This window comes from Cobetia sp. MM1IDA2H-1, assembly GCF_002916775.2.
Lineage (GTDB): Bacteria > Pseudomonadota > Gammaproteobacteria > Pseudomonadales > Halomonadaceae > Cobetia > Cobetia marina.
Genome location: NZ_CM133225.1, coordinates 1019703 through 1039329, shown reverse-complemented (window position 1 = coordinate 1039329; position 19627 = coordinate 1019703). Strand labels below are relative to the sequence as shown.

Below are 19627 nucleotides of genomic sequence, written 5' to 3'. Positions count from 1 at the left end.
CGCCGTGTGGCTATTACGTCAGACCCAAGCATAATAAACAAACGGTCGTTTTAAATGCTACTGTTGCGGCATGCTATGCGGCTGCCTTGCGCATGACAGCTCGCCACGACGGGATGGGGACCATATCCTTCACTGTCGACACGACGAGCACAGCATCGTTTTTTGCTTTGGCGAGCCACCGCCCTGACGCGCGCCGCCGAAGATCAATAGCCCTGCGATCAGCAACGACTGATCGTGATACGCCCACCCCGCCGGATCCGCGGGGCCTGATACAGGGCATCAAGATTGAGGAGACGGGTCATGGAACGCGAATTCATGGATTTCGACGTCGTCATCGTCGGTGCCGGGCCTTCCGGCCTGTCGGCGGCCTGTCGACTGATGCAGCAGGCCAATGAGGCGGAGCACGAACTGACGGTCTGCGTGGTCGAGAAAGGCTCTGAAGTCGGCGCCCATATCCTGTCAGGCGCAGTGCTGGAGCCACGCGCACTCACCGAACTCTTCCCCGACTGGGCCGAGCGCGGCGCGCCGCTCAATACCGCCGTGACCCGTGATGAAGTCGTGCTGCTCAAGGATGACCAGAAGGCACAGGTCATCCCCAATGCGCTGGTTCCCAAGACCATGCACAACGATGGCAACTACATCATCAGTGCCGGCAACCTGACCCGCTGGCTGGGGGAGCAGGCCGAGGAACTGGGCGTCGAGATCTTCCCGGGCTTCGCCGCTCAGGAAGTACTGCACGGAGAAGATGGCACGGTGCGCGGCATCGTGGTCGGCGACATGGGCGTGGCCGCCGATGGCAGTGAAAAGGATGGCCACATGCCGGGCATGGAACTGCGCGGCAAGTACACCCTGTTCGCCGAGGGCTGCCGCGGGCATCTGGGCAAGCAGCTGATCTCGCGCTTCTCTCTCGACAAGGACGCCGATGCCCAGCACTACGGCATCGGCCTCAAGGAGCTGTGGGATGTCCCGGCCGAGCAGCATCAGCCTGGGCTGGTAGTCCACGGCAGTGGCTGGCCGCTCAAGGGCAACGCCGAAGGCGGCTTCTTCCTCTATCACACCGATGACCAGCAGGTGGTGGTCGGGCTGATCGTCGATCTCGCCTACGACAATCCCTGGCTGTCACCCTTCGATGAATTCCAGCGCATGAAGCAGCACCCGACCCTGGCTCGGCACCTCGAAGGCGGCAAGCGGGTCTCCTACGGTGCACGCGCCATCGCCAAGGGTGGCCTCAACTGCCTGCCGAAGATGAGCTTCCCGGGTGGCCTGCTGATCGGCTGTGACGCCGGTACGCTCAACTTCGCCAAGATCAAGGGCCTGCATACCGCGATGAAGTCCGGCATGCTGGCGGCGGAGAGCGTGTTCGCCGCCATCAAGAGCGGCGATGAAGGTGGCGAGGACCTCGTCGACTTCGGCAAGCGCTTCCAGGACAGCTGGGCCCATGAGGAGCTGGATGCCTCGCGCAGCTTCGGCCCGGCGATGCACAAGTACGGCACCTTCCTCGGTGGCGCCTACAACTTCCTCGACCAGCTGATGGGCGGCCGACTGCCGACCCTGCATGACACCACCCCGGACTACGTGCGCATGCGCCCGGCGGATGAATGCACGAAGATCGAGTATCCCAAGCCGGACGGCAAGCTGTCCTTCGACAAGCTGTCCTCGGTGTTTCTCTCCAACACCAATCACGAGGAAGACCAGCCGTGTCACCTGCGTCTGGCAGACCCGGCGCTACCGGTGCGTGACAACCTGCCGCGCTTCGCTGAGCCGGCCCAGCGCTACTGCCCCGCCGGGGTCTACGAGATCATCGAGGAAGCCGGTGAGCCGCAGTTCCAGATCAACTTCCAGAACTGCGTGCACTGCAAGACCTGTGACATCAAGGACCCGGCGCAGAACATCACCTGGGTCGCCCCGGAAGGTGGCGGTGGCCCCAACTATCCGAACATGTGACCCATCGCTGCCCGCCAGCTGACAACGCCGCCGTGGCCCTGCCGCGGCGGCGTTGTCGTTTCTGGCCTCCCGTACGGAGCTGCTCCGTGGACCGCTGCGCGGTCCGCTTCAGCAGGGAGATGTCGCGCTCTCACGAGGGCGCTTCTTGTGTTATTCCAAAACAGTCTCAAATACTTCATTGATATAACTTTCCATGGATAGCACATTAGCCATCCTTGATTTCACTCACTCCAACGGGGTCAGACGGCGCAGCACCCGAGCGTTGACTCGCCTCTTCCTGACTTCCCTTGCTTCGGAGCCACCATGTCCGTCACTCGTCAGATACTGCTCGCCCTGGGGCTGGGTATCCTCAGCGGCCTTGCCCTGAACGCCGGAGCAGGTGCCTTGCCCGAGGGCAGTGTCGCCTGGCTCGACGCCAACCTGCTGACGCCGGTAGGCCAGATCTTCCTGCGTCTGCTGCAGTTCGTGGTGGTACCGATGGTCTTCGGTGCCCTCATCCTCAGCCTGACCAGTCGCGAAGGCGGTGCCGACGTGGGCCGCCATGCCGGGCGTCTACTGGGCAGCTACGTGGTCACCAGCGCCGTGGCGCTGACGCTGGGCATGCTGGTCGCTCATTGGCTCAGCCCGGGCAGCGGTGCCGAGAGCCTGGTGGATTCTGCGCCTGAAGGGCGCAATGCCGACAGCATCGCCCAATGGCTGGTGGGGCTGGTGCCCAACAACCCCTTCACGGCGCTGGGTGGCGGCGGCCTGCTGCAGGTCATCTTCGCAGCCGCCCTGATCGGGCTGGCGATGCGTGCCCTGCCGGAAGAAAGCGCGCCGCTGCATCGCGTGATCGAAAGCGGCTACACCGTCAGCCTCAAGGTACTGTCCTTCGTGCTCAAGCTGGCCCCGCTTGGTGTCTTCGCGCTGATCACCTCGGTAATCGCCACCCAGGGGCTGGATCTGCTGATACGGCTGGGCATGTACGTGATCGGTCTGATCATCGCGCTGGCCTTGATGGCACTGCTCTATCTGGTGCTGCTGGCCGTGACCGGTGCCCGCCCGCTGGCCTTCATGCGCCACTTCGGCCAGAGCCTGGGCTTCGCCTTCGGTACCGCCAGTTCCGGTGCCACCCTGCCGCTGGCGCTGGGCAATGCGCGCGACTACGGCATGCAGGAATCTCTGGCCAGTTTCGCGCTGCCCTTCGGTACCGCGCTCAAGCGTGATGGCGCCGCCGTGCTGCAGGGCTTCAATGCGCTATTCGTGGCGCAGCTGTTCGGTATCGACGTCACGACGTCACTGGTGATCACCGTTTTCACCACCGGTCTGCTGGTCAGCTTTTCCACGGCGGGCGTGCCGGGTGCCGGGCTGGTCGCGATGACCACCGTGCTGGGCGCGGCGGGCCTGCCGCTGGAGGGCGTGGCCGTGGTCGCCGGCGTCGACCGCTTCACCGACGGCCTGCGCACCGCCCTCAACGTGATGGGCAACTGCGCCAACGCTGCCCTGCTGGAGCGCTTCGAGTCGCGCAAGCCTGCCGCGGAGCCCAAGACGCCAGCCTGAGCGCGCACGGAAAGCGCGCCCCACAAACGACAACGCCCGCCAGAGGTTTCTCTGGCGGGCGTTGTCGTTTCGGCAATATCCGTGTCGGGCTTGCCTGAATGCTACCCTTCGCTGGCCTCGCCGGTGGCGACCGGGCGTTCGGCGTCACTGATCCAGTCACTCCAGGAGCCGGCGTACAGACGCGGCAGCGGCAGTCCCGCGATCGCGAAGGCCAGGATATTCTGACAGGCGCTGATGCCGGAACCGCAATAGGCGATCACGGCGCTGTCATCCGGCAATGTCCGGCGCAGCTCGCGCATCAGGCTCATGCGGTCCTTGAAGCGACCATTGGCCTCGAGATTGCCGGGGGTCGGGCGACACAGGGCGCCGGGGATATGGCCGGCCACCGGGTCGACCGGCTCCTGCTCACCGCGAAAGCGCGCTTCACCCCGGGCATCCAGCAGCACCGCCTGACTGCCCACCACCTCCTCGGCAGTGACCAGCAGGCTGTCGTCAAAGCTCGGCTGCCAGTCACTGGGCTCGGAGGTCACTGGCTGGAAGGGAGCGCGCTTGAGCTCGCCCATGACCTGATTCCAGGCCTGGATGCCGCCATCCAGCACACGCACATCCGGATGCCCGGCCCAGGTCAGCATCCACCACAGGCGCGCCGCCGCCATCTGGCCGCCCATGTCGTCATAGACCACCACCTGCTGCTCGGGCGTGATGCCGAGACGGCGAAACAGCTCGGCTGTCGCCTGGTGCGACGGCAGTGGATGACGACCGCCCACGCCGTCCTCGCGCACGGGCGCGGAAAGATCACGTTCCATATCGACATGGATGGCCCCCGGCAGGTGCCCTTCACGCCACATCCGCTCGCCCGCCTCGCCATCCTCGAGGCGAGCGCGGCAATCCAGTACCACGGGGGACTTGAGCCCTGCCATCGCCAGCTGGGTCACCAGCTGACTGGCGTCGATCAAGGGTGCCTGCCGCTGGTCCGGGGCCAGCAACGATGAGGTGGAGACGGAGGCTGCCGCCAGTGCGGCAGGATCGGGATACTGGGCCATGGGAACTCCTTTCCAGCGGACGGTGACGCCATGAGGGCATGATGGCCCTCACGTCGATGATTGGCAATCGCGCACCTTGCCACCCTGGGCGTCTGGTCTTACAGAGCGGACAGTGGCGCACGCGAGGCGATCAGGCGTCGCTTGCTGCCATCGGCAAAGCGCACTTCGACCAGCGGATTGGTGTCATTGCCGGACACCTCTTCGATCACGCCCTCGCCAAAGGTGTCATGAGCGACACGCTGCCCCACCTTCCAGCCACCGACGCTTTGCAGCACGCCAGACACCTCGCTGCGAGGCGAGGATGACGTGCGGGAATGACGGCCCCCGGAACGAGGCTGACGCCGGCTGGATGCGGCGTCAGCGGTCTTGCCTACGCCACCGGGCTTGCTCTGTTGCTCGGCCCTGGGCCTGGGCGAGGCCTCAAGCGTCGGCGGCGTGATGCCATGACGTACCAACGGCAGGCGCGCCAGATAGGCCTCGCCAAGGGCTGGCGCGCTCACGCGCAGGGTCTCGGTACTTTCAGAGGGCGCCTCGCGACTGGATGCGTCACCCTCACCGGCCTGCTGGCGAGCGAGCTTGGCACGCTTGCCCGCACCGTGAATCCAGTCACCGAGGCGGGAGCAGTCCTCCACGCACAGTTCCGCCAGGAAGCGACTCGGCGCATGGGTCCCGCCATCCCGCCACAGATGCAGCTGTTCACGAGCACGGGTCACGCCGACATAGCACAGACGTCGCTCTTCCTCGAGGCGCTCCGGTGACAGCGGGTTGTCGCGCGAGTAGGCCGGGAAGTCCTCTTCGTTCATGCCCCAGAGGCCTACCAGCGGCCATTCCAGCCCCTTGGCACCATGGACCGTGGTGATCAGCACACCATCGGCGGCATCCTCGACCGGATTGCGCAGCAGGTTGACGAAGGCCTCGGGGTCGTTGGCAAGCTCCCCCGCCTGCTCGATCAGCACGTCCAGCAGACGCACGTCCTCCTCGCCCTTGTCCCGTCGGGCCGCGGCCCGTCTCAGCACCTTGTCGGCTTCCAGCTCATCGACCACGTGCCGCAGCAGCCGCGCGGGAGCCCAGTCGCCCAGCGAAGGGAGATCACACAACAGCTTCCAGCGCTTGTGCAGGTTGCGGCGCTGCAGCGGCTTGAGCCCTTCGAGCATCGGGTCTTCCTTGCGCGGCCAGCGCTGGCTGTCGGCCAGTTGCTGACACAGACGCTCGAGGCGCTCGCGCGCGACGAAGGCGGTGGGCTGGGTAAACAGCAACATCAGATGCGTCGGGTCACGCAGCCGCGTGGCATCACGCGCAAGCTCCAGATAGCCTGCCAGCGCCTGCACCAGTGGCAGGCGGAACACGAAGCGATCGCCCTGCCCGAGACGGAAGGGAATCCCGGCCTTGAGCAACTGCAGCTGCACCGGCACCGACAGCGCCCAGCTGCGCACCAGCACGGCAGCCTCGGCACCGCTGCGCCCCGACTCACGCCAGGCGGTCAGCGCCGCGACCAGACTGGCGGCCCCCTGCCCTTCGAACAACCGCGTCGGCGGTGTGCCGGGTGCAGCCAGACACAGCTGATCCGGTCGGCGCGCATTGGCGGCGATGGCGTGATTGGCCGCCAGCGCCAGACGATGACCGTGGCGGAAGGTGTAGCTGAGCGGGAAGTCCAGCGGGGACGGGAAGCTCTCGGCGAAACGCGTCAGCATGTAATCAGGGCGGGCGCCACGCCACTCATAGATGCACTGGTTGGCGTCACCGACCGCCATGACTTCTGCCACGGAGCTGGATGATTCGCCGGTGACTGCCGGCGAGGAAGCCTCAGTGGACGGCGCACCGGCCAGCAGCGCCAGCATGCGCTGCTGCGCCTCATTGATGTCCTGATACTCATCGATGATGACGTGCTGCAGATGCCCCTGGATACGCGCACGGATCTCCGGCTCCTTCTCCAGCTGACGCAGCGGCCGGTAGAGCAGATCGGCATAGGTCATCTGGCCATGCTGCTCGAGCAGCTGCTCAAGCTGGGCGAAGGACTCGACGAAGTGACCGGTGTGCTCACCAAGGTTCATGCGCTCGTACAGCAGCGTCGGTTCGCACATCTCGGCCTTGACCAGATCACAGAACTGGGCAAGCGCTTCGAGACGCTCACCTTCCAGTGCCGCCTCACGATCGGCGCGGTCGGCATCGCCCAGGGCACGCTGGGCGGCCTGCTTGAGCAGCCGCTCCAACGCCCAGTCCTGCTGGATCAGCTCGCGCGGCGCCAGACTCCCCCAGCGCACCAGGGTAGTGGTCAGGCGATGACCGATGGAGTGGAAGGTGCGGACATCCGGCAGCCGCGTGCCCGGTGGCGCCGACTGCGCCAGCTTGGCGACGAAGTCCTCGCGCGCCGAGCGGTTGAACATCAGCACCAGAATCCGCTGCGCCGGAATGCCTTCCGCCAGCAGACTCAGCACTCGCGCCACCAGCGTGGTTGTCTTGCCGGAGCCTGCCACCGCCGCGACCCGTGCGTGTCGTCCGCGATGTGCCACCACGGCACGCTGCTGATCCGTCAGCCGTTGCGTCAGCTGGCCGACGGCGTGCGCGAGCGGCGAGACCGGTTCCGCACCGTCGGTGGCGACATCATCTGGCGTGACGCCGATGGCCTCGACAGGGGTATCAGGCGCGACTGGCGGGAGAGTAGAAGACATGAAGACCTGCAATGGCTGACGAGGGACGGCAAGGATGCCATGCGTCGTTGATGAATACGGTTCAGGCGGCGCTGCCGCGGGCGATACCGGGTGGCTCAGGTGTCGAGGTCACGGGCACTCAGTACGCCGAGCATCTGCCAGTGGCCGTCGCTCATGAAGCCCAGTGCCTGATCGCCATTGTCCAGCTCGCGCATCTCGGCCTCTTCCAGCAGACGATAGTAGAGATTGCGATGCAGACGCGCGGCGAGTCCGAAGCGCACCGGCGCTTCCGGCAACCACAGGCCATCCGGTGTCTCGCTGAGCGTCAGACGGGTATCCCCTTCCAGTCGCACGATATCACCCTGGTCGGTGACCAGCTGCCAGATGTCCGGCTGAGGCTGAGGCTCAGCCTCTCCGAGTGCTGCCTGTCCAGGCTGTGTCTGACCAGACTGTGTCTGACCAGGTTCAGACTCGACACGGGTGCAATCCACCGCCAGGAAGGGGCGATCCTCGACCTGGATGGTGACCTTCTCCGCCGGCGTGACCAGGCAGTAGCTGCCATCGGGTTCGCGCCGCATGACCCGCGACAGCATGTGCACCAGCCGTGCACGACCGATCGGCGTGCCTTCATGCACCCAGCGACCATCGGCGCGGATGACGAGATCCATCTCGCCGCAGTGCTCCGGGTGCCAGGTCTCCACCGGTGGCAGTGGCCCATCCTTGCCGGCCCTGTCGCCCAATCGAGTGAGAATGGCGGCTGGATTCATGACATTTCCTCCCTGCCTGGCGTGTCACGCTGCCCGTGGGCGCTCATCCGTCGATGAGCATGCCGCTGCTGGCCAGCGCTTCGCGAACGTTGTCCGGGGCTTCCGGCGCGGCGGCGCGGAACAGACGATAGAAGTTGGCGGTGGTCTGCATCGCCAGCTCATCGACGGTGATGCCGCGCTCGGCGGCGATGCATTCGGCGACCTCGACCACGTTGCCCGGCACGTTGGAGGTGCCGCGGTACGGCACCGGCGCCAGGTAGGGGCTGTCGGTCTCGATCAACAGGCGATCCAGCGGGATGGCGCGCGCCAGCTCGCGGACATGCTCGGCATTGCGGAAGGTGACGATCCCGGAGATGGACACCATGAAACCGTGGCCCACCGCGACACGTGCCATGTCCAGATCTTCCGTGAAGCAGTGCAGCACGCCACCCACGGCGGGATCGGTATGCTCCTTGATCAGCGCCAGGGTGTCCTCGCGGGCTTCACGGGTGTGGATGATGACCGGCAGCTCCAGCTCGCGCGCGGCAATCAGATGACGCGTGAAGCGCTCGTATTGCAGTTCACGGCTGACGCTCTCGTAGTGATAATCGAGACCGGTCTCGCCGATGGCCACCGCACCGAAGCGCTCGGCACACTTCTTGATGTCCTCGACCGAGGGCTCCGGGTCCACCTGATGCAGCGGATGCACACCGGCGGAAATCACCACATCGTCATGCTGCCGGGCGATGGCCGAGATCTCGGGCACATCGTCCAGCGTGACCGCGATGGCGAGAAATTGGTGCACGTGACGGGCGCGTGCGGCGTCCAGCACGACGTCAAGGCTGCCGCCATGTTCTTCAAGCTTGAGGCGATCAAGGTGGCAATGCGAATCGACAAACATCCGGAAACTCTCAGACTGGGGGCCACGCGAGGCATGGCGAAAACATGAACGACCGACACGCCAGCATGGCGGCGCCGGTCGGGGTGACAGGCAGAGCGGGGTCAGCTCATAGCGTATAGGTGGCGTGGCCCTTGCCCAGCATGCCGGCCAGATGGTTCTCGATATGGTCACGCACCTGGCGGTCCTCTTCACTGAAGTGGATGCCGATGCCTGCGGTACGGCGACCGCCGACACCCGAGGGGGAGATCCAGACCACGCGACCGGTGACCGGAATGCGCTCGGATTCTTCCGGCAATGTCAGCAGCAGGTAGACCTCCTGCCCCATGGTGTAGCGCTCGGTGGTCGGCACGAAGATACCGCCTCGCACGAGAGTCGACATGTAGGCGGCCAGCAATGTCTTCTGGTCGCGAATCGTCAGCGACAGTGCCTTCTGGCCTTGCTGTGGAGCGGTGTGCATCCTTCACCTCCGGCCGGTGATCCGGCGAATTCAGTCTCGTGGCTCGGCGTCTGCTCTTCTCACGACGACGCCGAGCAGCGTGAATCTCATGGCGCCTGTCCTGCGGTTCGCGCGGCGCCTGCTGTCAGTCTAGCCCGCGGGGCACGTTGAGCGCTGCCTCCTGCTCACGGGCATCACGAACGCAGCAGCGCTGCCCAACGCACCAGCCAGGACTCCAGCACCAGCTGCGGGTTGGGGTTGCCCCCCGCCGCCAGCAGACGGCGCTGCTCACGGGCAAAGTCCAGCAGCTTGAACCAGTCACGGGTGCGGCCATTCTTGACCGCCTGACGCAGCAAGGGCTCAAGACTCGGGTCACGCAGCTGCGCGGTATTGCCAGACAAGCCCATGCGTATCAGATCTTCCAGCCAGGCAATACCGTACCACAGCACCTGCGACAGCGGTTGGCGCTCCAGACGCCAGGCTTCCGCCACCGGCTCTCCCCCGCGCACCAGCGCGTCGAACAGTTCACGCAATGCCTGCCTGAGCTGGCGCTGGTCCGCCTCGCCCAGACGCACCGCCAGCTGCGGCAGGCCTCCTGCCATGCGCAGCAACGATTGGGCATCTTCGCCCAGCTGCTCGCTCAACCACGGCAGACTGTCTTCAGCCGACGGAATCACCAGGGGCCACTGCTGGCAGCGGGAGCGAATGGTCGGCAGCACGCGCGATGGCATGTCACTGAGCAGGATGAACAGGGTGTTGGCGCCGGGCTCCTCGAGACTCTTGAGCAGCGCGTTGGCCGAGGCGATGTTCATCGATTCCGCCGGCTGCAGGCGAATGACACGATAGCCGCCCTGCTGGGCCGTCTGAGCGACGAACCGGTTGACGTCGCGGATCGGGTCGATACGGATCATCTTGCCGACGTCCTGAGGTGACACCGCCATCAGGTCAGGATGGTGCCCTGCCGCCAGCATGTGGCAACCATGGCAGTCACCGCAGGCGGCAGCGCCGGGTTTGCCCTGTGCGGTGCGGCACAGCACACGGGCGATCATCGCATCCGCGAGTTCCTGCTTGCCAAGCCCCGAAGGCCCGCTGAGCATCACCGCGTGCGGCAGGCGACCGCTGTCATGCACGGCGGTGAAGTGCTGCCACAGCGAGTGCTGCCACGGCAGCGGCGAGAAACTCGAGAGTGTCACGCCGTCATCACTGGATCGCGTTGCACTCATGCGGTCTCTCCTGCCTGCCAGGCGGCGATGCGGGCCGACAGCACGCCGGCGATCTCGGCCTGTACCTCTGCCAGCGACTGATCGGCATTGATGGTGGCAAAGCGCTCGGGGTCTGAATCGCGCCGCTGGTGATAGCCGACTCGCACCGCTTCGAAGAACTGCTCGGCTTCCTGCTCGATGCGATCCGCGCCTTCGCCGGTCTCGGCGCGCCGTGCGGCCAGACGCCCTCGTGCGGCCTCGACCGGCATGTCCAACAGCAACGTCAGATCCGGCTGCAGCCCTTTCTGCACCAAGGCTTCCAGTGTGGTGATGTCGGCCAGCGGCAAGCCACGTCCGCCGCCCTGATAGGCGAAGGTGGCATCGGTGAAGCGATCACACACCACCCAGGCACCACGTTCCAGCGCCGGGCGAATGGTCGCGGCCAGGTGCTGGGCACGCGCGGCGAACATCAGCAGCAGCTCGGCATCATCGCTCAAGGCCTCCGCGGGGGCCGGGTCCAGCAACAACCGGCGAATGGCTTCCGCCCGCTCACTGCCTCCGGGTTCCCGCGTACGCACCACCTCGATGCCGTGCGCCTCGAGCTCGGCGACCACGAAGGCGACATTGGTGCTCTTGCCGACACCTTCTCCTCCTTCCAGGGTGATGAAACGCCCCGTCGATGGGCTCACCTCGAGGGGGGGGATGTGGCGAGAAGACGTCGTGCTTGCGGCGCTCGGACGTGAAGACATGAGGTTTCCTGATTCAGACGGCAGATGACTCGCGACGAAGGCCCACGCGGCATGGCGATGATCACCGGACCACGCGGAGATTTCGCCTCATTCACGGCGTATTACCGCTTGAGAATATAGCGGCGCACGGCGTTGTTGTGCTCTCGCAGAGTGCGCGAGAAGTGGTGCTTGCCCTCGCCCTTGGCGACGAAGTAGTAGGTGTCGCCTGGCTTGGGGTGTACCGCGGCTTCCAGGGCGGCACGCCCCGGCATCGCGATCGGTGTCGGCGGCAGGCCGGTGATCACGTAGGTATTCCAGGGGGTCGGCTTGCGCAGATCGGCACGCGACAGCGAGCCATCATAATCCTCCCCCAGCCCGTAGATCACGGTCGGGTCGGTCTGCAGTCGCATGCCACGCTCCATGCGACGCTTGAACACGCCGGCGATCTCGCCACGTTCTTCCGGGGCACCGGTCTCGCGCTCGATCAGCGAGGCCAGAATCAGGGCCTCGTACGCGGTGGTGATCGGCAGGTCGTCGTCACGCCCGGCCCACACGTCCTCCAGCGTCTTGCTCATGCGCGCGTAGGCCTGCTTGTAGAGCGACAGATCGCTCACGCCCTTGTGATAGCGGTAGGTGTCCGGGAAGAAGCGCCCTTCCGGCTTCTCGCCTTCTGCCCCTACGGCCGCCATCAGCTCCTCATCGCTCATGTCGCGAGTCGTGTGCTCAAGCTTGGGTGAGGCGTCCATGGCGGTACGCATCTGGGCGAAGGTCCAGCCTTCCGGCACGGTCAGGGTATAGCTGACGACGTCATCGCTGGACAGCAGTGCCACCAGCTCACGCCCGTTCAGGCCCGGCGTGAGACGGAATTCACCGGCGCGCAGACCATTGACGGCATCAGGCTCCAGACGTGCCCATATCTTGTACGGCCAGCTGGCCTCGATGATGCCTCGGGATTCCAGCTCGCTCACCACCTTGGAGAGACTGGCACCGCGCGGGACCTCGAACAGCTGTTCCTGCTCGATCGCCAGCGGTGACAGCAACTGTGCCTGCCAGTAACGAAAGCCCACCATACCCGCAGCCACGGCCACGACGACCAGCATCAGAAGGATCTTGAATACACGCATAATCGGATTTCCAGTCTTCATGGCGAAGAAGGTGTCTGCTCGGGAACGCCCCCGCAGCCTGGACGCCTTCCATCAATACGCGGGCTCGCCCAGCAAGCGCGCGACAATGTCGTTCAGTGGCGCAAGCGCCGGATGCCCCTCATCACTCCATTGGGCCAGAGGCGCTCCCGACGCCGCCAGCAAGGTGCGCAGCGGCCAGACGCCCTGCACGGAATTCATCACCACCGCCACCTCGGCCGCCCTCAGTGATGCCAGTCCTTCGCGCACTCGCATGACGGGGAGCTCGGCCTCTAGCGCCACCAGCAAGGTGCCCTCGACACCGGCGCGATCCAGGCATGGCGTGAACCATTGCCCGTCGCGATACCAGGCGAGGTTCATGCTGGTGGCCTCGACGAGCTCATCGCTTGCCGTCAGCAACAGCCCCTCCCGGATGGCGGGGTCTGTCCACTCACGGCGTGCCAGCACATTCTCGAGCCGGTTGAGATGCTTGAGTCCCGCCAGCGCCGGCTGCTCCGCCACGCGCAATTCGCACACGCGCGCCGTGATGCCCTGACGGGCCTCACGATTGACCACAAAGGGCATTGCGCGTGCCCGCAGACGAGGTTCGGGTGACTCGGGTGCCTTGTAGCCACGACCACCGGACCCGCCGGTGACGACCAGCTTGAGTACCTCGAGCCCCTCGCCCCGACAGACATTCAGACACGCATCGAGCGCCTGCGACGAGGGCACGGGCAAGCCAAGTCGCCGGCAACCACGGGTCAGTCGCGCCAGGTGCCGTGACCATAGCTGCGGCTGGCCATCGCGCACCAGAATCGTCTCGAACACGCCCTCACCATAGGCAAGGCCGCGATCCTCCATGGGCAGGTCCGCCGCAAGCGAGTCGTGAAGCATCTCCTGCGTGGTACCGGTATGGTCAGCCGTCATCGATGCAACACTCCTTCGCGACATGCATGGCACACAAGGTGTCAGCAAGACATCGTGATCCGGTCATCACCGCCTGGCAACGCCCCACAGACAGACGCGCCCCCGGATGGGAGCGCGTCAGAGGGGAGATCACGACAGCGTGCGACCTCAGTCCTTGAGCTTGCCGAACACCAACGAGCCGTTGGTGCCACCGAAGCCGAAGGAGTTGGACAGGGTGTACTCGATCTTCATGTCGCGTGCGACATTGGGAACGTAGTCGAGATTGCAGCCCTCGGCCGGATTGTCGAGGTTGATGGTCGGCGGGGCGACCTGATCACGCATCGCCAGCACGCAGAACACGGCCTCGACGGCACCGGCGGCACCCAGCAGGTGACCGATCATCGACTTGGTGGAACTGACGGCCACATTGCGCGCCGCGTCGCCCAGCACGGATTCGACGGCCAGGCTCTCGGCCTTGTCGCCGGCATTGGTGGACGTGCCGTGAGCATTGATGTAATCGATCTCGCTCGGGTCCAGCTTGGCATCCCGAATGGCGTTGCGCATCGAGGCGGCCGCGCCACGGCCGTCTTCAGGCGGCGCCGTCATGTGATGCGCATCATCGGACATGCCGAAACCGAGCACCTCGGCGTAGATGGTCGCACCACGTGCCTTGGCGTGCTCATACTCTTCCAGCACCACGACACCGGCACCGTCGGACAGCACGAAGCCATCACGATCACGGTCCCATGGGCGGCTGGCCGCCTGAGGGTCGTCGTTGCGGGTCGAGAGCGCGCGCGCCGCGGAGAAGCCGCCCAGACCCAGCGGTGTGGTCGCCATCTCGGCACCACCGGCCACCATCACGTCAGCATCGCCGTAGGCGATGGTACGAGCGCTGTAACCGATGTTGTGCGTTCCGGTGGTACAGGCGGTGGTGATCGCGATGTTGGGGCCGCGATAACCGAACTGGATCGCCAGGTTGCCGGAGATCATGTTGATGATGGAGCCCGGCACGAAGAACGGCGAGATGCGACGCGCACCGCCTTTCTCCAGCGCCTTGTGATTGTGCTCGATCATCGGCAGACCACCGATACCGGAACCGATGGCAACACCGATGCGATCGGCATTGTCTTCCGTGCACTCGATACCGGAATCGGTGATGGCCTGATGGGCCGCCGCGATACCGTACTGGATGAAGAGGTCCATCTTGCGGGCCTCTTTCGGGTTCAGATACTGACCCACATCGAAATTCTTGATGGAACCGCCAAAACGGGTATTGAAACCGCTGACATCGAAATGCTCGATGGGTGCGATGCCACTCTTGCCCGCCTTGATGTTGCTCCAGCTTTCCTCGACGGTATTCCCTACCGGGGTCACCAGGCCTAGACCTGTCACCACTACCCTTCTGCGAGGCATCGTGTCTCCTCCAAAACTATCGACTTGGCACGCCTGGGCCAGCTGCACCTGGGCGGTAATTGAGCGCATTATACAGAAACCTTGCCAGTGATGGGCAGTCGGTTTTCCTGCGGTTTTCCAGACGCTGTCCTGCGCACAGGCAACGGGAGTGACACCGCCATGTCACCTGCGATCAACACTGCCGACCACACGCCCTGCTCCCGCCTCTTTTCGCCCACAAAGACAGGGCTCTGGCACAGGAATGTCGCGCGAGACATCCCGGGACAGGCTCACGCACCTGCGCAGACCTCGCCCCTGCCTCGGACGTCGCCCGCCCCTGGCACCGCCAAACTCTCGCATCTCCCGCCGGCAGAGAAGTCTGCCGTCCTTGCTGGCCGCTCTGCCGAGAAAGGCACGGCCGACCAGCGCTCAAGAGTGACGAAAGGCAGAAACGACAAGAGCCGCACTGAAGACAGTGCGGCTCTTGAACGTACAGACGATTGCATCACGACCCTGAGCCACGAAGGGCCCGCTGGTCGCTTCAATCCACCTTACTGGTGGTTGACGATGTAATCGATAGCTTCCTGCACGGTGGTGATCTTCTCTGCTTCTTCGTCAGGAATTTCAGTATCGAATTCCTCTTCCAGAGCCATCACCAGCTCAACGGTGTCCAGGGAGTCGGCGCCCAGGTCTTCAGTGAAAGAGGAAGAGTTCTGGATGTCTTCTTCTTTGGCGTTCAGGCGCTCGGCCACAACCTTCTTGACGCGTTCTTCAATGGTGCTCATTTAACAATCACTCCTAGTGGTACGGAATCCGCAGCTCGAAAAAGCTGGGCGTAGTTTATAGGCCACCCCAAAAGGACGCAACCACGTCCCCGCGCGGGGCTTAGCGCATGTTCATGCCGCCGTTTACCTGCAACGTCTCACCGGTAATGTAGCCTGCTGCATCACTGGTCAGGAAGCCGACTGCCGCAGCAATCTCTTCCGGCTGGCCAAGGCGCGCCAGCGGGATGTTGCCGAGCAGCGCTTCGTGCTGCGCTTCCGGCAATGCTTCGGTCATGTCAGTGGCGATGAAGCCCGGCGCCACTGAATTGACGGTAATGTTGCGCGACGCGACTTCACGCGCCAGCGAGCGGGCAAAGCCTTCCATGCCTGCCTTGGCGGCAGCATAGTTGACCTGACCGAGGTTGCCCATGGTCGCGACCACGGACGAGATGTTGACGATGCGACCGAAGCGCGCCTTGGTCATGCCGCGCAGGCAGCTCTTGCTGACACGGAAGACCGACTTGAGGTTGGTGTCGAGCACCGCATCCCAATCGTCTTCCTTGAGGCGCATCAGCAGGTTGTCACGGGTGATGCCGGCGTTGTTGACCAGGATGGTCGGTGCGCCGAAGCGCTCGCCGATTTCCTTGAGCACGGCGTCGACGCTGGCCTGGTCGGTGACGTTGAGCAGCATGCCCGCGCCTTCGATACCGTGCGCCTCGAGGTCAGCGCCGATGGCGGCCGCCCCTTTTTCGCTTGTGGCCGTGCCGATCACGATACGGCCCTGACGGCCGAGTTCACGGGAGATGGCTTGGCCGATGCCACGACTGGCACCGGTTACCAGTGCGATTCTGCGTTCGCTCGTCATCTTGAGTCCTGAGTTGGCTGATCCAAGTCACATGACTGGCCGCGCGGGCCAATCACGAGCTTACTGATTCTGTTCGGCAGCGGTCTCACGGGCAAGTTCCAGCGCCGCTTCCAGGCTGTCCGGGTCGTTCACGGCCAGGCCACGGGCCTGACGCTGGATACGCTTGCCGAGACCGGTCAACACCTTGCCCGGACCGCATTCGATGAAGGTCCGCGCGCCGCTGTCGAACATGGCATTGACGCAATCCGTCCAGCGCACCGGCTGATAGAGCTGCTCGATCAGACGCTGACGCAGTGTCTCGACATCCTCATGGGCCTTGGCATCGACATTCTGGATGACGGTGTAGCGCGGCGCACGGAAGTCGATGTCGTTCATCGCTTCGGCCAGCTTGTCAGCCGCCGGACGCATCAGATCACAATGCGAAGGCACGGAGACCGGCAGCGGCATGGCACGCTTGGCACCCGCCTCCTGACACGCCGCGATGGCACGCTCGACGGCAGCCGTGCCGCCCGCGATGACCACCTGACCCGGCGCATTGTAGTTGACTGCCGCGACCACTTCACCCTGCGCCGCACTGGCACAGGCAGCTTCGACCTGAGCATTCTCGAGACCGAGAATGGCCGCCATCGCGCCCTGCCCCTGAGGCACGGCAGTCTGCATGGCTTCGCCGCGCAGATTGACCAGCTTGACGCCTTCGGCAAAGCCGATCACGCCGGCGCAGACCATCGCGCTGTATTCGCCCAGGGAGTGACCGGCCATGCGCGCCGGACGCGGACCTTCCAGCTCCTGCCAGACGCGCCAGATGGCAACGCTGGCCGTCAGAAGCGCAGGCTGGGTCAACTCGGTACGATTGAGCTCCTCAGCCGGGCCTTCCTGCGTCAGATGCCAGAGATCGCGCCCCAGCGCGTCAGAGGCTTCTTCGAAGGTAGTGCGGACGACGCTGTAGCGCTCCGCCAGCTCCCGCAGCATGCCGACCTGCTGGGAGCCCTGTCCCGGGAAGATGAGGGCCAGGGAATCTGTCATTGCTGTCACCATTTCCATCTGTTCAGGTGGGACTGACACGGGTAAGGAAACCCGATTTCCGCTGGCCCGCCAGTGCGCTGCGCCGTGTCGCTCCCACCCGGAGCCATTCACCAACGCCACACACTCCTGCCAGGGGAAAGCCTGCTTCTCCCTTCACTGCATTGTACTCGCCAGCGACACACTTGCGCCTGCTGCCACCCTCTTACTCGCCATCCCTCGCGAGAACAGGCCTTCACACTTGCCGGACATCCCGGACATCAGGCGGCGCCTTCGCGTCAGACCCGATGCCACATCGGTCGGGCGCAGGCATTGTCGCACCGAGTGAGACCAAGCTCGACCCCCGCCGACCAAGAATCCGACCAATTTACGCAATTAACCCGGCAGGCTGCCCTTGAGAGCATGCGCAAGACGCTCCGGCAAGCCTCGGCGCGCCTCACTCGCCGCGCGCGAGACAGCATAGGCGAATCCCTCCGCGGCCGCCCCGCCATGACTCTTGACGACCACGCCGGCCACGCCCAGCAGACTGGCACCGTTGTAGCGCACCGGATCCAGCTGACGAGACAGGCGCGTCAATGCCGGACGTGCCAACCAGGCCATGAGGCGCGTACGCCAATCCGCCGCCAATGTCGCCCCCAGCTGTGCCGACAGCATCTGGGCCAGCCCTTCACTGCTCTTGAGCACGACATTGCCGACGAAACCGTCGCAGACCACGACGTCTACCTCACCTGCGAAGAGGTCGCCCCCTTCAACGAAGCCGAGGTAATCGAAATTCGCACCGCTGCCAGCCAGCAAGGCATGCGCTTCCTGCACCTGCGCCGTCCCCTTGCCGGACTCGACACCGACATTGAGCAGCCCCACGCGCGGGTTGGTGACACCTTCCACCAGCTGGCACCGCACGGCACCCATGCGAGCAAATGCCAGCAGATGCTGCGGCGCGACCGCCACATTGGCGCCAAGATCCAGCAGACTGCAGGACCGCTCTCCCTGCGTGGGTACCGCCGCACAGATGGCTGGCCGCTCCACTCCCTCGACCGTACCCACGTCCCGCATGGCCAACGCCATCAAGGCGCCGGTATTGCCCGCACTGACGCAGGCGTCGGCCTGCCCGCTCGCCACCAGGTCGAGCGCACGGGACATGCTGCTGGGCTCGCGACTGCGCACGACACGCGAGGGGCGAGCATCAGACGCGACAATGCCGTCGACAGCGAGTGTCTGAAGGCGATCACGAACACGGGAGAGTGAAGCAGGGAGGGAATCAAGCTCGGCATCCAGAAGATGCCCTGGACCCACCAGCGTGGCGCTGAGTCGTGGGTCACGCAACAGTGCACTGGCAGTGCCCCGTAACGTAGCGCGGGGACCGAAGTCCCCGCCCATCGTATCGATGGCGATACGCACGGCGTTACGCCGTGCGCTGCATCAATGCTTTAGGCATCGACGACTTTACGGCCACGGTAGAAACCGTCGGCAGACACGTGGTGACGCAGGTGAACTGTACCGGTTTCCTTGTCCTGGGACAGGGTCGGTGCAGTCAGGGCGTCGTGGCTGCGACGCATGCCACGCTTGGAACGGGTTTTGCGGTTCTGCTGAACTGCCATGGGAATTACTCCAATCTTGTCGACAAATTGAGTTCAGTGCTTGTCCTTCAGGGTGCCAAGCACACTGAATGGATTCACAGCGGGTGCGTCCGAGGCCTCGGGTTCCACACCGCTGGCCAGCTGGTCGCGAGAGACGGCACAATCGGCCTCCTCGTGGTAGACCACCTGCGGCAGGACAAGGAGCACTTCATCCTCGATCACTGACAGGAGATCCAGCTGTTCGTTTTCCACCACTACCGGCTCGTACTCACCGGGCAGCTGCGATGCCAGTGCGTCATTGGTGACCAGTCCCAACAGGAATTCGCTGGAAAGCGGTTCCGGCTCGGTAGGTCCCAGGCAGCGCTGGCACAGCAGACTTGCCTCGAAGGCGATGCTGCCCTCGATGAAGCTGCGACGCTGAGTATCGATGTCAAAGGCCAACGTGATGCTCACGTCACCCTCCTGTGCACCGATCGCTTCAACTACACGGGGCATGTCCGCCAGAGGAATCACGCCTTCAAGGCGTTTTCCCGCTGACGCCAGCCGGTAGGGCTCGACCTTGGTCGGCAGTCTTGTGGTCAACATAGGCGCGCCATAATAGGGATTCCCCCTCCCGGTGTCAAAATGCATGAGCAACTTGTTCATTCTGCCAGCCCACGGCATGGCGGCCTTTCCGCGCCACCCGACCCGAGCATGAGCGCAGATGAGGTCAGGCGGATCCTTCAGCGCGCGATTGTACGCCTGTGTCGCTTCAATGCCGAGAGGATTTGCGGCATCCTCCAATCTCAAGCATAT

At 64.6% G+C, this 19627-nt stretch carries 18 protein-coding genes; 2 read left to right on the top strand and 16 right to left on the bottom strand.

Annotation, left to right across the window (positions count from 1 at the left end; genetic code table 11):
* Window positions 1-300: 300 nt before the first annotated feature.
* Window positions 301-1944, top strand: a complete 1644-nt coding sequence (locus BOH68_RS04465) for an electron transfer flavoprotein-ubiquinone oxidoreductase (protein ID WP_077372112.1) — start codon at window positions 301-303, stop codon at window positions 1942-1944.
* A 303-nt stretch (window positions 1945-2247) separates the two neighbouring features.
* Window positions 2248-3483 carry a dicarboxylate/amino acid:cation symporter gene (locus BOH68_RS04460; protein ID WP_077372109.1) on the top strand — a complete coding sequence of 412 codons (1236 nt, stop codon included), beginning with the start codon at window positions 2248-2250 and terminating at the stop codon, window positions 3481-3483.
* 101 nt (window positions 3484-3584) lie between these two features.
* Here the strand turns inward: BOH68_RS04460 and BOH68_RS04455 are convergent, their stop codons facing one another.
* The 16 genes from BOH68_RS04455 to BOH68_RS04380 form a co-directional block, all read right to left on the bottom strand.
* Complete coding sequence (locus tag BOH68_RS04455; protein WP_077372106.1) at window positions 3585-4526, bottom strand: sulfurtransferase; 942 nt, start codon at window positions 4524-4526, stop codon at window positions 3585-3587.
* A 98-nt stretch (window positions 4527-4624) separates the two neighbouring features.
* Entirely contained in the window at window positions 4625-7195 is a 2571-nt protein-coding gene (locus tag BOH68_RS04450) for an ATP-dependent helicase (RefSeq protein WP_077373154.1), read from the bottom strand.
* A gap of 95 nt (window positions 7196-7290) precedes the next feature.
* Entirely contained in the window at window positions 7291-7941 is a 651-nt protein-coding gene (locus BOH68_RS04445; protein ID WP_077372103.1) for a DUF1285 domain-containing protein, read from the bottom strand.
* 43 nt (window positions 7942-7984) lie between these two features.
* Entirely contained in the window at window positions 7985-8821 is an 837-nt protein-coding gene (locus BOH68_RS04440; protein ID WP_077372100.1) for a TatD family hydrolase, read from the bottom strand.
* A gap of 106 nt (window positions 8822-8927) precedes the next feature.
* Entirely contained in the window at window positions 8928-9278 is a 351-nt protein-coding gene (locus tag BOH68_RS04435; RefSeq protein WP_077372097.1) for a PilZ domain-containing protein, read from the bottom strand.
* A 173-nt stretch (window positions 9279-9451) separates the two neighbouring features.
* A complete protein-coding gene (locus BOH68_RS04430) occupies window positions 9452-10480 on the bottom strand; it encodes a DNA polymerase III subunit delta' (RefSeq protein WP_077372094.1) in 1029 nt (342 codons plus the stop codon).
* Entirely contained in the window at window positions 10477-11208 is a 732-nt protein-coding gene (gene tmk, locus BOH68_RS04425) for a dTMP kinase (protein ID WP_077372091.1), read from the bottom strand. Before tmk ends, BOH68_RS04430 begins: the two co-directional genes overlap by 4 nt.
* 101 nt (window positions 11209-11309) lie before the next feature.
* Window positions 11310-12311 carry an endolytic transglycosylase MltG gene (gene mltG, locus BOH68_RS04420; protein ID WP_077372088.1) on the bottom strand — a complete coding sequence of 334 codons (1002 nt, stop codon included), beginning with the start codon at window positions 12309-12311 and terminating at the stop codon, window positions 11310-11312.
* Between the two features lie 72 nt (window positions 12312-12383).
* Window positions 12384-13235 (bottom strand): aminodeoxychorismate lyase, encoded by an 852-nt coding sequence (pabC, locus tag BOH68_RS04415; RefSeq protein ID WP_258038153.1) that lies wholly within the window; start codon window positions 13233-13235, stop codon window positions 12384-12386.
* A gap of 147 nt (window positions 13236-13382) precedes the next feature.
* Window positions 13383-14627, bottom strand: a complete 1245-nt coding sequence (fabF, locus tag BOH68_RS04410) for a beta-ketoacyl-ACP synthase II (RefSeq protein ID WP_077372085.1) — start codon at window positions 14625-14627, stop codon at window positions 13383-13385.
* A 530-nt stretch (window positions 14628-15157) separates the two neighbouring features.
* The gene (gene acpP / locus BOH68_RS04405; RefSeq protein WP_065392587.1) at window positions 15158-15391 is read right to left on the bottom strand and encodes an acyl carrier protein; all 234 of its coding nucleotides are present in this window, start codon (window positions 15389-15391) and stop codon (window positions 15158-15160) included.
* 100 nt (window positions 15392-15491) lie between these two features.
* A complete protein-coding gene (gene fabG, locus BOH68_RS04400; protein ID WP_043331893.1) occupies window positions 15492-16235 on the bottom strand; it encodes a 3-oxoacyl-ACP reductase FabG in 744 nt (247 codons plus the stop codon).
* 60 nt (window positions 16236-16295) lie between these two features.
* The gene (fabD, locus tag BOH68_RS04395) at window positions 16296-17258 is read right to left on the bottom strand and encodes an ACP S-malonyltransferase (RefSeq protein ID WP_077372081.1); all 963 of its coding nucleotides are present in this window, start codon (window positions 17256-17258) and stop codon (window positions 16296-16298) included.
* Between the two features lie 372 nt (window positions 17259-17630).
* Window positions 17631-18653, bottom strand: a complete 1023-nt coding sequence (gene plsX, locus BOH68_RS04390) for a phosphate acyltransferase PlsX (RefSeq protein ID WP_077372079.1) — start codon at window positions 18651-18653, stop codon at window positions 17631-17633.
* A gap of 29 nt (window positions 18654-18682) precedes the next feature.
* Window positions 18683-18853, bottom strand: coding sequence for a 50S ribosomal protein L32 (gene rpmF / locus BOH68_RS04385; protein ID WP_065392644.1), 171 nt, complete (start codon window positions 18851-18853; stop codon window positions 18683-18685).
* 33 nt (window positions 18854-18886) lie between these two features.
* The gene (locus BOH68_RS04380; protein ID WP_308457318.1) at window positions 18887-19285 is read right to left on the bottom strand and encodes a YceD family protein; all 399 of its coding nucleotides are present in this window, start codon (window positions 19283-19285) and stop codon (window positions 18887-18889) included.
* Between the last annotated feature and the right edge of the window lie 342 nt (window positions 19286-19627).

Coding starts and splice junctions, on each gene's coding strand:
- BOH68_RS04465 (WP_077372112.1), top strand. CDS start 301: ATGGAACGCGAATTCATGGATTTCGACGTCGTCATCGTCGGTGCCGGG.
- BOH68_RS04460 (WP_077372109.1), top strand. CDS start 2,248: ATGTCCGTCACTCGTCAGATACTGCTCGCCCTGGGGCTGGGTATCCTC.
- BOH68_RS04455 (WP_077372106.1), bottom strand. CDS start 4,526: ATGGCCCAGTATCCCGATCCTGCCGCACTGGCGGCAGCCTCCGTCTCC.
- BOH68_RS04450 (WP_077373154.1), bottom strand. CDS start 7,195: ATGTCTTCTACTCTCCCGCCAGTCGCGCCTGATACCCCTGTCGAGGCC.
- BOH68_RS04445 (WP_077372103.1), bottom strand. CDS start 7,941: ATGAATCCAGCCGCCATTCTCACTCGATTGGGCGACAGGGCCGGCAAG.
- BOH68_RS04440 (WP_077372100.1), bottom strand. CDS start 8,821: ATGTTTGTCGATTCGCATTGCCACCTTGATCGCCTCAAGCTTGAAGAA.
- BOH68_RS04435 (WP_077372097.1), bottom strand. CDS start 9,278: ATGCACACCGCTCCACAGCAAGGCCAGAAGGCACTGTCGCTGACGATT.
- BOH68_RS04430 (WP_077372094.1), bottom strand. CDS start 10,480: ATGAGTGCAACGCGATCCAGTGATGACGGCGTGACACTCTCGAGTTTC.
- tmk (WP_077372091.1), bottom strand. CDS start 11,208: ATGTCTTCACGTCCGAGCGCCGCAAGCACGACGTCTTCTCGCCACATC.
- mltG (WP_077372088.1), bottom strand. CDS start 12,311: ATGCGTGTATTCAAGATCCTTCTGATGCTGGTCGTCGTGGCCGTGGCT.
- pabC (WP_258038153.1), bottom strand. CDS start 13,235: ATGACGGCTGACCATACCGGTACCACGCAGGAGATGCTTCACGACTCG.
- fabF (WP_077372085.1), bottom strand. CDS start 14,627: ATGCCTCGCAGAAGGGTAGTGGTGACAGGTCTAGGCCTGGTGACCCCG.
- acpP (WP_065392587.1), bottom strand. CDS start 15,391: ATGAGCACCATTGAAGAACGCGTCAAGAAGGTTGTGGCCGAGCGCCTG.
- fabG (WP_043331893.1), bottom strand. CDS start 16,235: ATGACGAGCGAACGCAGAATCGCACTGGTAACCGGTGCCAGTCGTGGC.
- fabD (WP_077372081.1), bottom strand. CDS start 17,258: ATGACAGATTCCCTGGCCCTCATCTTCCCGGGACAGGGCTCCCAGCAG.
- rpmF (WP_065392644.1), bottom strand. CDS start 18,853: ATGGCAGTTCAGCAGAACCGCAAAACCCGTTCCAAGCGTGGCATGCGT.